Genomic DNA, 12,591 nt, shown 5'->3' with positions numbered 1-12,591 from the left:
TGACTGGAAAGCAAGATTGTGGAGTCGTTTCTTTTTACTATCGGTATTCGCCACTATGTATCTTAACGACGTTCAACGTTCTGGCTTCTACGAGTCTTTGGGCTTAGATGCTAGAGAATATGATAAATACGTTATCAAGCAAACCAATGAAACTGCTGGAAGAGTATTCCCTGTGGTTTTGGATGTAGAGCATCCTGGTTTCTATTCCAGTTTAGAAAAGTGTGTAGTTAATAACGAGAAATTAACTGCGATCGCCAATTCTAATGCTCCCGCACCTATCAAGTTCTTGCAAAAACTACCTCACTATATTTCTAATGGTGTCGAACTAATCAAAATGTACTTCATCAAGCCAATCCGTGTAGATAATTTGGCTGGTACTGTTCGCTAGAATTATTTGTCCTCGCTATATTTTTTTATTATTTATAGCCCTGTTTTCAAATAGGGCTATTTTTATTTTCTATGGAAATCGAGGACAATGTAAACAAATATTACAAAAAACTCATTTTCTCGTAAAAAAGAATTTAGTAACCTAAGTAACACTTAGACCTCGATAAATTTTCCTCTAGATATTGCGGTCAAAAGTGACGAGTTGTGTAACAGCATCATAATTATCTCTAGATATATATATACTTGGCTGCACTAGAAGATATAGTAGTGTTGGAAAACACGACTCGTTTTTCTATATGATTAAGTTCTAAGTTTTTCTAATACCAGTTCTCTAAAATAACGCTACAAATCTATTCCTATTGCCCTATTTCCCTATAAAAGCCATCTTCTAATCAATGTTACCCACCTACCAATACTTCTCGTTTAAGAGTTTGAGTTTATCTGTGAAGGATGGGTAAAGGGAAATGGTTAAAGGTCAAAGGATCGTATTCAAAACCTTTCCCCCTTCCCCCTTACCCTTTTACCAACCCTTACTAATCAGTAAAAGAGACTTATCCGAGAAGTATTGACCCACTTACTTAGATTTATGCCGAAGGAGTAACTATTTGAGAATAGTATAGTTCGATCGCTTGAATTAGTTCTTGAGGTTGATGGAGAAGATAGTCTGGTTCGTATTCTTCTAAAATTTCTGCGGAATTAAAACCCCAGGTTACTGCTGCAACGCCAATATTACTTCTTCTGGCAGATCTAATATCTCTAGTTTCATCGCCAACATACATGACATTAGCTTTAATTAACTGGTTATTTCTAATTGCTTGATTGATAATGCGATGTTTGCCAAAAATAGATGTACTGGAGTAAATATATCGAAATAAATTATCGAGTTTATTTTTACGTAGAAATGTTTCGACATTATTTTTATTATTAGAGGTAACAATTCCCAGAGTGTAGCCTCTATTTTTTAATTCAAATAAGACTCCACTAATATTTTTAATTGGCGATAGTTCTCCAATTTCTTTACTCAATTCAGATCTAACTCGTCTGACTAAAAACGGAATCTTAAAAAGAGAAATTTCTGATAGCTTAACTATTTCACGAGAGCTTAAATTTTTTAGTAGCAATAGTTCTTCTGAAGTTAAAGCTTTATAGCCAAATTCAGAAGACAACTGATTGGTGATTTTGGCGATCGCATTATATGTATCGGCTATCGTACCATCAAAATCAAACAGAACTACTTTAGCAGTCATTAAATCCTCTTGATATTAATTATAAATAGGGTGATTATAATTAATAATATTTTAATTATTTGTTTTTAGCTAATATTTATTTCCCTTTATTCAGATTAGCACGAGCATTACGTCGCCACATAGCAGGTTTAATTCTTCTTAAGGCAGATGCCCGAAATCTGCGATCCCAATCTGTTTCAGAAAGATTACTAAGCTCGCTCAATTTTGGTTCTCTATTAATAGAATAGGGTTGAAAGTCATCAATATTAGTTTCTTTAGCAAAACGTTGATTCCAAGGACAAACATCTTGGCAAATATCGCATCCTGCTACCCAATTTGATAATTTTGGCGCAATTTCTGACGGTAACTTTTCATCTCTATTTTCAATAGTGTGATAAGCAATACAACGGTTAGCATCAACTACGTGAGGCTTGACAATTGCTTGAGTGGGACAAGCTTCTAGGCAGCGAGTGCAAGTGCCACAATGATTTGTATGAAAGGTATCGGGAGTTAATTCTAAATTGGTTAATATTTCCCCGAGGAATACCCAACTACCATACTCTCTGGTAATCACGTTTCCGTTTTTAGCTAGCCAACCCAATCCCGCCCTTTGCGCCCAAACCTTGTCTTGTACGGGGGCTGTATCCACGCAATGACGGGTAAGAATCGATTCATCCTGCGATCGCAACCAGGCACTTAAAGCTTTGAGTTTTTTACCCATAACTTTATGGTAATCTCTGCCCCAACCATAGCGAGAAATCTTACCGATTTGAGGATCTGTTGAATGTTGGTGAGGAGTATAGTAATTGAGAGCGACACAAATAAGCGATCGCACTTCAGGCATTACAGCGCGAATATCTGCTCTTTTGGGATTTGTCATCCAAGTCATATTAGCTTGGTATCCCGAATCGAGCCAGTTTTTGAGATGTTCTTTAGCCCTATCTTCATATTTATCTACGGCAGCAATTCCTACCAAATGAAATCCAATGTCCAAGGCTGCGGTTTTGATTTGAGATTTAGTAACGACCATAGTTCGTAAATGAATGTTTGCGATCGATTGCCCTGAAAAGATATTATTTATTTTATCCTCAATTTTTTCAGCTTAAATTGTCATCTTTTCTGATAAATCACAGTAAAATTACGGCTTACTTCAATTAATCTAGTTGATAAAATAGATGTAAATTTATCGCAGCATAAATAAATAATAGATCTGTTTTTTTATTAACTGAATAGTAGAGCTATCGATAAATTCAACTTATAAAATATTTAATTTTAAAAAATACGAGGGTACGAATATTTATCTATTTTGGCATAAAAATAGTATTTGACACTCTATAAAAGTCAATCAAAATTATGAAAAAAGATCCAGATAATATAAAAAAACTTAAATTAAATTTTCAAAATGCTATCGAGCTGCAACAAAATTGTAAAATATGTGCTTTTACCAGTGGCGGAGATAGTTGGAGTTTTTATTTTAAAAAAGGTAGTTTTGTTTGGGCTAGTAGTAGCAGTCATAGATTTAGAAGATTGTATCGCTTGACCAATCAAATTTGTCCTGAAATTAATTGCCAAGAAGTAAAACTAAGGGAACAAGAAATTTCCGAATTATGGGAATATCTCCTGATTAATGTTTTATATAAGCGAAAACAAATTACGATTATTCAAGTAAAAGAACTCATTCACTTAATAATTAGAGAAGTTCTGTTTGATTGTTTTGTAGCGGAACGAGAAATAGAGCAGGTTAAAGTAATTTTTGAAACTAAAGGCAATCAAATGGGTGCTATTTTGAAAAGCCCTCTATTTAAACAGCCAATTGCTAATTTAAAATATGTCAAAACCGTAGAACGTCTCGAATCATCTGTGGCTAATTGGAATCAAACTCAATTGGCTTATCGTTCTCCCAATCTTGCTCCTGTTATTCAAGATATTGAAAAACTAAAAAAAATAGTTAATTATGATACCTACCAACAACTATTTATTTTTATCAATGGTAAAAAAACCATTAGAGACTTGGCAATTGAAACAGACAAAGATATTATCACTGTAGCTAGCTATCTAATACCCCATCTTAAAAGTAAAGCGATCGCTCTTCAGCAAGTTCCAGATCGACAACTGGCAAACCTTTATTTTTCTCCTAGTAGTGAAGAGAATAAAACCAAATATAGAAATGGCACGAGAGAATATATTCAAGAACTAGAATTACCCGTAATTATTTGCGTTGATGACGATCCGCGCATTTGCCAAGAAATAGCTCAAACTCTCAATCCGATTGGCTATCGCATACTCTCCATCAATGATGCTGCTAAAACTTTGATGGCATTAATCGAGAATCCACCCGAACTAATTTTTATCGATACAGATATGCCCGATGCCAATGGCTATGAATTGTGCGCTCAAATAAAAAGAATGCCAGACTTAAAAAATATTCCCATCATTCTCATGGCAGAACAAGAAAGCATTGTCGAAAGATTGCGCGGTAAACTATCGGGGGCAGTTGATTTTATTAGCAAACCCCTCAATGCCAATCAGGTTTCCACTGTAACTCAAAAATATATCCAAAATTTCTTCCAGCAAGAAGCTTTGAGTAAATCTAGTTAAAGTAAATCAGACTAGATACCATGACTTCTGCGACTTTGGGTTAATTAACACTTCTTGAGCTTAAACCCCATATAATAAAGTTTAAGTAAAAATTTATAATCTGTTGACCCGCAGTCGCGACCAATGAACAGTCTCTTCTTAAATCGTCTTCGTAGCCCAAAACGTCCCGTGTTAGTTTTTGATGGGGCAATGGGAACAAATATTCAAGTACAAAATCTTACTGCCGAAGATTTTGGCGGTGCAGAATACGAAGGTTGTAACGAATATTTAGTACATACTAAACCCGAAGCAATAGCCCAAGTACATCGCGGTTTCTTAGAAGCAGGGGCTGATGTCATTGAAACCGATACCTTTGGGGGAACTAAGCTAGTATTAGCAGAATACGATCTAGCAGATAAAGCATATTACCTAAATAAAACTGCTGCCGAGTTAGCCAGAAAGGTCGCCGATGAATTTTCCACCCCTGAAAAACCTCGTTTTGTGGCTGGTTCGATGGGACCTGGTACTAAATTACCTACTTTGGGTCATATTGATTTTGATAGTCTTAGGGAAGCTTATGTAGAACAGGCATCAGCCCTCTACGATGGTGGTGTCGATCTGCTATTGGTTGAAACTTGTCAAGATGTTTTGCAGATCAAAGCTGCTTTAAATGCGATCGAAGAAGTTTTTACTGACAAAGGCGCGAGACTGCCCCTCATGGTTTCTGTAACCATGGAACAGATGGGAACAATGCTAGTGGGAACAGAAATTGACGCTGCCCTAGCTATTTTGCAACCATATAATATTGATATTTTGGGTCTCAACTGCGCTACAGGACCCGATTTGATGAAAGATCACATAAAATATCTTGCCGAACATTCTCCTTTTATTGTTTCTTGTGTACCTAATGCTGGTTTGCCCGAAAATGTGGGCGGACAAGCGCACTATAAACTTACGCCGATAGAATTACGAATGGCATTAATGCACTTCGTCGAAGATTTAGGAGTACAAATTGTTGGTGGTTGTTGTGGCACTCGTTTCGACCACATCAAAGCTTTAGCGGAGATGACTGAAGATCTGACCCCTAAAGAACGCACTCCCCATTACGAACCTTCCGCAGCTTCTATCTATAGCACTCAACCCTATATTCAAGATAATTCTTTCCTCATTGTGGGGGAACGCTTAAACGCTAGTGGTTCTAAGAAATGTCGCACTCTCCTCAATGAAGAAAACTGGGATAGTTTGGTATCCTTGGCTAAGTCTCAAGTAAAAGAAGGGGCGCACGTCTTAGACGTTAACGTAGACTATGTGGGGCGTGACGGCGAACGAGATATGCACGAATTAGCCTCTCGTCTGGTGAATAACGTTACCCTCCCCTTGATGCTTGATTCTACCGAGTGGACAAAGATGGAAGCGGGGTTGAAAGTGGCAGGGGGTAAATGTATCCTCAACTCCACCAACTATGAAGATGGGGAAGAAAGATTTTATCAAGTCTTAGACTTGGCGAAAAAATACGGTGCGGGTATTGTTGTCGGTACTATCGATGAAGATGGTATGGGGCGCACCGCGGATAAGAAATTTGAAATTGCCAAACGCGCCTACGATGCAGCTATTGAATATGGCATTCCTGCCCAAGAAATCTTTTTCGATCCTTTAGCTTTACCCGTGTCTACTGGTATTGAAGAAGATCGCGAAAACGGTAAAGCCACAGTAGAAGCAATTAAGAGAATTAGGGATGAATTACCAGGATGTCATATCTTACTCGGTGTATCTAACGTTTCCTTTGGTTTAAACTTAGCAGCAAGACAAGTCTTAAATTCTGTCTTTTTACACGAATGTATGCAGGTAGGTTTAGATTCTGCTATTGTCAATGCCAGCAAAATTTTACCCCTATCTAAAATAGATGAATCCCATCAAAAGATTTGTATGGATTTAATCTACGACAGACGAAAATTTGATGGTGATATCTGTACCTATGACCCCTTGGGAGAATTAACTACTCTCTTTGCAGGAAAGAAAGCCAAGAAATCCGAAGCAGTTGATAAAAATCTTCCTATTGACTAACGCTTAAAACAACACATTATTGACGGAGAACGTATTGGTTTAGACGAAGCCCTAGACGAAGCTTTACAGCAATATCCTCCCTTAGATATTATCAACATCTTTTTATTAGATGGCATGAAAGTTGTGGGTGAATTATTTGGTTCGGGACAAATGCAGCTACCTTTTGTTTTGCAGTCAGCCCAAACCATGAAGGCTGCGGTGGCACATTTAGAACCCCACATGGATAAGGAAGAAACCGATGACAGAGGTAAAGGAAAATTTGTTATTGCCACTGTTAAAGGTGACGTTCACGATATTGGTAAAAATCTAGTTGATATTATTCTGTCTAATAATGGTTATAAAGTAATTAATTTAGGCATTAAACAACCAGTAGAAACTATTATTCAAGCTTACGAAGAACATCAGCCAGACTGTATAGCCATGAGTGGCTTGCTGGTGAAATCTACGGCGTTTATGAAAGATAATCTAGAAACTTTTAACGAAAAAGGTATTACCGTTCCCGTTATCTTGGGTGGTGCAGCTTTAACCCCTAAATTCGTCAATCAGGATTGTCAAAATACCTATAAAGGTAAAGTTATTTATGGTAAGGATGCTTTTGCAGACTTGCATTTTATGGATAAGTTAATGCCCGCCAAGGCGAATAATAATTGGGACGATCTGAAAGGATTTTTGGACGAACCCGACGACGTTAACCATGTGGCAGATAATGGGGAAAAGCCATTTGAAGGGGAAGACAGAGATAAAATCTTTGTCGATGAAGTTAGTAAGCCAGTCGAACCTAAAGTAATTGATACCAAACGTTCTGAAGCAGTAGCGTTAGATATAGAACGTCCTACACCTCCTTTCTGGGGTACAAAGATTTTAAACCCAGAAGATATTCCTATTGAAGAAGTTTTCCCTTATTTAGATCTTCAAGCTTTATTTGTCGGACAATGGCAATTCCGCAAGCCCAAAGACCAATCGAGAGAAGACTACGATGAGTTTTTAGCCAGAAAAGTTTATCCTATCTTAGAAGAATGGAAACAGCGCATTGTAGCCGAGAACCTATTACATCCCCAAGTCATCTACGGTTATTTCCCCTGCAATGCGGAAGGAAATACATTGTATGTATACGATCCCGAAAATACGGCAAAATTAGTGACATCCTTTGAATTCCCCCGTCAGGGTTCGGGCAAACGTCTGTGTATTGCTGACTTTTTTGCTGCTAAAGAATCAGGTACATTCGATGTCTTCCCCATGCAAGCAGTTACAGTCGGAGAAATTGCTACGGAATACGCCCAAAAATTATTCCAAGCAGATAATTACACCGAATATCTCTACTATCATGGTATGGCAGTACAGATGGCAGAGGCATTAGCAGAATGGACGCACGCTAAAATCCGCATGGAGTTGGGCTTTGAGGCAGAAGAATCGGATAATATCCGCGACATATTGCAACAACGCTATCGCGGTTCTCGTTATAGTTTTGGCTATCCTGCTTGTCCCAATATTGAGGATCAATACAAGCAATTGGATCTCTTAGATACTAAGCGCATCAAGATGTACATGGATGAAAGCGAACAACTCTATCCCGAACAATCTACTACGGCGATTATTACTTATCATCCTGTAGCAAGATATTTTAGTACTTAGTTAGAAAGATATTAAGGTAGGCAATGCCTACCTTTTCTGACACTATGGTTAATAATTGCCAGATATCGGATCGAGCAGAACAGCCAATAATTCAAAACTAATAACTAATATTGCCCATCATATTTTGGGTAATTCAATATAGGCGATCGCTTCTTGAATAGCAAATAGTCGCTCATCATAGCAATAATGGGCAGTTAATAATCTTAACAACTTCATTTTCTGCAATCTTTGTTTGACTCGACCCCTTGCACCTACTAAAAATACTTGGCGATTGTTTGCACAAGCATCTTTAATCATATTTTCAATTGCCAAAGAAGCAGTTACTCCTAGTAAAGGTACGTCACTTAAATCTAGAATCAATACCTCGTATTTTCTGACAATACCCATTCTTTGGGAAATAGTTTTAGCCGCACCAAAGCTCATAGGCCCGCTAAGATTGAATAATAAAATTTTTCCTCTAGCTTTTTTCAATAAATGTTTTTCAGCAATACTTAAATCCGCATCCTCGTCATCTTCCTCAGGATTGACAATAGTTCTGACGTGTCCGCTTTGAATATCGCTCAAGCTTTTAATGGTTAATAAGTTAGCAAAAAATACGCCTGCTGCTACTGCCGTAATTAGATCTACAAATACTGTTAAAAACAATACTAGATACATCAACCCCGTCGCCTTGAGAGATATTCGGTGAGCTCGTTTGAGGAAACTCCAATCAATAATATCAATTCCAACTTTGATTAAAATCCCTGCTAATACCGCTTGAGGTATATTAGCTGTGAGTTTTCCTGCTTTGAGAACGAGCGCCAATAACATCAAAGCGTGAATCATTCCCGAAATTGGGGTTTTTCCGCCACTTTTAACGTTAATTACCGTCCGCATGGTTGCACCAGCCCCAGGAAGCCCGCCAAACAAGCCAGCAATCAAATTACCAATACCTTGACCGATTAATTCGCGATCGCTATCGTGTTGAGTTTGGGTAATATTATCTGCTACCAAAGATGTAAGTAAGGAATCGATCGAACCCAAAACTGCCAACATTAAACCATAGCCAAAAATATCTCGAATACGAGCCACATCAAATCTCGGTAGGTGTAAAGTAGGCAAACCACTAGGAATATCCCCAATTAAGCGCAAGCCACTATCGGGAAGAAAGAAAACTGCAACTAATGTTCCTACAATTAGAGCTAATAAAGGAGAAGGAATCAGACGAGTTATTTTGGCGGGAGTCAGAAACACAATCGCCAGAGTCAAAAGCCCTAAAAATAAAGCTCCAGTATTAATGTGGGTTATGAAATATGGTAGCTGACTTACTGATTGCACCACATTTGCCGAAGCAGGATGCCCAAAGAAAGGGCCAAACTGAAGCAAAATAATAATTACCCCAATGCCCGACATAAACCCCGAAATTACCGTGTAGGGCATCAAAGTAATATATTTACCAAAACGCATCACCCCAAACAGAATTTGAAAGATTCCTCCCAACATAATCGTCGTAAAAGCGATCGCTGCTCCATTTTGGGGATCTCTAGCAATTTCCGTACTAAATACCGTCGCAATTACCACTGTCATCGGACCTGTCGGACCAGAGATTTGGGAAGGAGTTCCCCCAAATAAGGCAGCAAAAAAACCAATAATAATCGCGCCGTACAATCCTGCGATCGCTCCCGCACCAGAGGATACCCCAAAAGCTAAAGCTAAAGGTAAGGCAACTACTGCCGCAGTGATTCCGCCAAATAGATCGCCTCGGAGGTTTTGAAAATGTAAACCACCAATTGGTTTTGCTACAAAATTGGATAATGCCATTGTTTTATAGAGCTTGATTAGACTTCCTGCAGAAGTCGGGCTAAAGGTTAAGATTGAGAATGTTAACAAGAATTAGGCTAGATTCCATAAATTGGCTCATAGTTTTTGTTTGGAGCGTAGTTTCACTATTAGCTAACTTAGAATTTTAAAAAGTCAAAAAGTTATAATTACAACAAAATATAAATAACTTTTATTTTCGTATAACTAAGCTGTGGAAATCGCTATTTATTTGGCGATCTCCTGACTTTTGTCTCTGCTTTATTTAAGTTTTGATAAGTTAATTCTCATTTTATTTGTTTGTTTTTTCGTCCCGCTCTGCTCTTGTGTCGAATTTGTAGGACGATTAATTCTTTTAATTAATTATGTGAGAGGTTTATGAGATTCAGCCTGTACCTTAATAGCGTATTCTTTAAACCTTTCTAAGTCTGCCATTACTGTAGATTCAACAATATCGCCGACTAAATTATCCAAAAGTCTGCCAATAATTCCTGGTACGGCATAGGCAAAAGACATTTTAACAATACTCTTATCCTTGCGATCGTAAAAGCGAATTGCTCCTTTATTGGGCAAACCATCTACCGATTGCCATTCAATAATTTGATAGGGAACAACCTGGACGATACGAGATAGCCAAGTAAAGTTAAATCCACCACTGGCTAACTTCCAACGGGATAATTCGGGATTATCTTCCAGAATTTTAACTGATTCGATCCACTTCATCCATCTGGTCATCTGTTCTAAATCCGACCAAAGACTCCAAACAAGCTCTATGGGGACGGGAACTTCTATTTGTACGGTATGTTCTAGCCAGTCTGTCATTGTTTTTACCTATATCCCCATAGAAATATTGAAATTATACCGCTACAGCTTTAAACTTTTCGGCATTTTCCAAAATAGCTTTAGCTGCCTGCTTGCCCGATAGGGTTGCCCCTTCCATACTATCGATATAATCTTGCTGGGTATAACTACCTGCTAGGAAGAAATTAGATATGGGCGTTTGTTGGGCTGGGCGGAAAGGATCCATACCTGGGGCTTCCCGATAAAGAGATTCTGCTAGTTTAACTACGCTATACCAGGTCATGTTTAAGTTGCGTGCCGAGGGGAATAACTGACGTACTTGTTCTAAAACATGGTTGGCAATAGCTTCGTTTTTCTCCTTAATAAAAGGATCGCCAGGGGTTAATACTAACTGTAATAACGAACCTTCCCCTTCTTTATAATAGTCTCCAGGGCTAGCTAGTGCTAAATCGGCAAAACAGGAGAAATCCGCATCGGGAGTATAAAGCAAGTTATCAATACCCACCGCTTTTTCCAATTGTTGGCGATTTTCTGCATCGTTTAATTCAGTCACCCAACCATCAAAACGCAACTGCACTGTAGCCACGGGTACGGCACTCAATTTATAGATGTTGTCAAATTCCGACCACTTGCGCCATCCTGGAGGAATTACTTTTTTGATTCCTGGTACGTCACAAGCGCAGACGTAGGCATCGGCGGTAATAGTCTCTTCGGTTTCTCCATTAGCAACTACAAGACCAGTTACTCTGGTTTTATCCCCAGCATCTCGATACAAAATCTCTCTGACGCGACGGCGAGTGTGAATTTTTGCACCTCGCGCTTCTAGATATTCGATTATGGGTTTATGTAAATATTCGCTGGGAGAACCTTCCAACATTCTCAGAACGGAGGCTTCAGTTTTAGTAGCGAAAAACTGAAAAATAGTCAGCATACAACGAGCAGAAATATTTTCGGTATCGATGAAACCCAAGGCATAGGCAATAGGATCCCACATTTTCCTCAAGCTGCCATTGTTGCCCCCATGACTGCGAAACCAGTCAGCAAAGCTAATGCGATCGAGGTCGCGAATGGTCTTCATTGCTCCTTTAGGGTCGATTAATGCCCTCACAATCGGGCTAGTACCCAAAGCCAAAGAATTGGCTGCTTTATCGACTGTAGAAAGTTGGGAAGTAGTAAAAAAAGCTTTTAAACCATTGAAGGGCGCGCCCGTCAAAAAACGAAAATCTAGCTCTCCAATTCTGCCACCTTCGTTAATGAAAGTATGGGTGTGTTCCTTAAGACGTAAATTGTCGATCGCCCCAACTTTTTCCATGAGAGCAAACAGATTATAGTAACAGCCGAAGAAAACGTGCAAGCCCATTTCTAGATGGTTGCCATCTTTATCAACCCAACTGCCGACTTTCCCCCCCACAAAAGGACGAGATTCAAAAATTTCTACTTCAATACCAGCATCAACTAAGTCAATGGCTGTTGCCATGCCAGCTAATCCTGCACCTACAATTGCTACGCGCATTAAATTTCTAATTCCCGAAAAGCATTATTATTAACAAGCTTGCTAGATCGACCTTAGACCTTAACTTTTAGCCAATTGAACTTAAGCTCTAAGCTACACCTAATAGCGGTCGTCAAGCCTTTTTATCTTTACATATTGTAATATAAATTGTTAATTTTCCAACTTTTCTTCGCCAAATGTTTTGAGTTTGTTAAAAAAAGAGGAAACATCAGGAACGGGAATAAAGTGACGAATCATCTTTTGTCCTGTGGTAATTTCCGACCAATCAGTTTGAGAAGACAGTCTGAGATGAGGAATTAAAGGAATCTTTTGGGGTGATGGGGGGGCAATACCATTAATATCTGGTGTATTGAAAGGAATATTGTCTGAGATAGTTTGGGGTTTAGAGGATATTTCCTTTTCTACCTTTTCTGGGAAAGTCTGGGGATAATTATGACTATAATTCTCTCCTTCTGCCAAAATGCTTTGGGGGCGATCGCTTTGTAGTTCTGATAAACTACTCAAATGCTTGGGCAATTTACGACAAATTAGCCGTTCAAATTCATATGTAAAATGAGGATTCGGAGTGCCAATCCTCAGCCAGACGTTAAGAAT

Annotated in this window: 7 protein-coding genes and 3 pseudogenes; 4 read left to right on the top strand and 6 right to left on the bottom strand. The window is 38.6% G+C overall.

The genetic code is table 11. The features are described 5' to 3' along the window. A partial coding sequence (locus AC33VI_RS06605) for a ferritin family protein (RefSeq protein WP_491781471.1) occupies positions 1–388 on the top strand: 388 nt, incomplete at its 5' end. 583 nt (positions 389–971) lie between these two features. On the opposite strand, the gene AC33VI_RS06600 is transcribed toward AC33VI_RS06605, so the two are convergent. Both AC33VI_RS06600 and queG read right to left on the bottom strand, forming a co-directional pair. Next, the gene (locus tag AC33VI_RS06600) at positions 972–1,634 is read right to left on the bottom strand and encodes an HAD-IA family hydrolase (RefSeq protein WP_491781470.1); all 663 of its coding nucleotides are present in this window, start codon (positions 1,632–1,634) and stop codon (positions 972–974) included. Between the two features lie 76 nt (positions 1,635–1,710). Further along, on the bottom strand, positions 1,711–2,643 hold the full coding sequence (gene queG / locus AC33VI_RS06595) for a tRNA epoxyqueuosine(34) reductase QueG (protein ID WP_491781469.1): 933 nt from the start codon (positions 2,641–2,643) through the stop codon (positions 1,711–1,713). 323 nt (positions 2,644–2,966) lie between these two features. Between queG and AC33VI_RS06590 the strand changes: the two genes are divergently transcribed. The 3 genes and pseudogenes from AC33VI_RS06590 to AC33VI_RS06580 all read left to right on the top strand — a co-directional run. Further along, a complete protein-coding gene (locus AC33VI_RS06590) occupies positions 2,967–4,211 on the top strand; it encodes a response regulator (protein WP_491781468.1) in 1,245 nt (414 codons plus the stop codon). Between the two features lie 123 nt (positions 4,212–4,334). Continuing rightward, positions 4,335–6,932 (top strand): annotated as a pseudogene (gene metH, locus AC33VI_RS06585) (methionine synthase); the annotation flags it as partial. A 96-nt stretch (positions 6,933–7,028) separates the two neighbouring features. Further along, positions 7,029–7,886, top strand: a pseudogene (locus AC33VI_RS06580) (vitamin B12 dependent-methionine synthase activation domain-containing protein); the annotation flags it as partial. A gap of 117 nt (positions 7,887–8,003) precedes the next feature. On the opposite strand, the gene AC33VI_RS06575 reads toward AC33VI_RS06580, so the two are convergent. The 4 genes and pseudogenes from AC33VI_RS06575 to AC33VI_RS06560 form a co-directional block, all read right to left on the bottom strand. Next, entirely contained in the window at positions 8,004–9,686 is a 1,683-nt protein-coding gene (locus AC33VI_RS06575) for a SulP family inorganic anion transporter (protein ID WP_491781467.1), read from the bottom strand. 360 nt (positions 9,687–10,046) lie between these two features. Beyond that, positions 10,047–10,505, bottom strand: a complete 459-nt coding sequence (locus AC33VI_RS06570) for an SRPBCC family protein (protein WP_491781466.1) — start codon at positions 10,503–10,505, stop codon at positions 10,047–10,049. 34 nt (positions 10,506–10,539) lie between these two features. After that, the gene (gene zds / locus AC33VI_RS06565; protein ID WP_491781465.1) at positions 10,540–11,997 is read right to left on the bottom strand and encodes a 9,9'-di-cis-zeta-carotene desaturase; all 1,458 of its coding nucleotides are present in this window, start codon (positions 11,995–11,997) and stop codon (positions 10,540–10,542) included. A 150-nt stretch (positions 11,998–12,147) separates the two neighbouring features. Beyond that, a pseudogene (locus AC33VI_RS06560) lies at positions 12,148–12,591 on the bottom strand (hypothetical protein); the annotation flags it as partial.

It is taken from the genome of Waterburya sp., from assembly GCF_058530065.1.
Note: the sequence above shows the minus strand (reverse complement) of the source record. Positions and strands in the feature narration are given on the sequence as shown.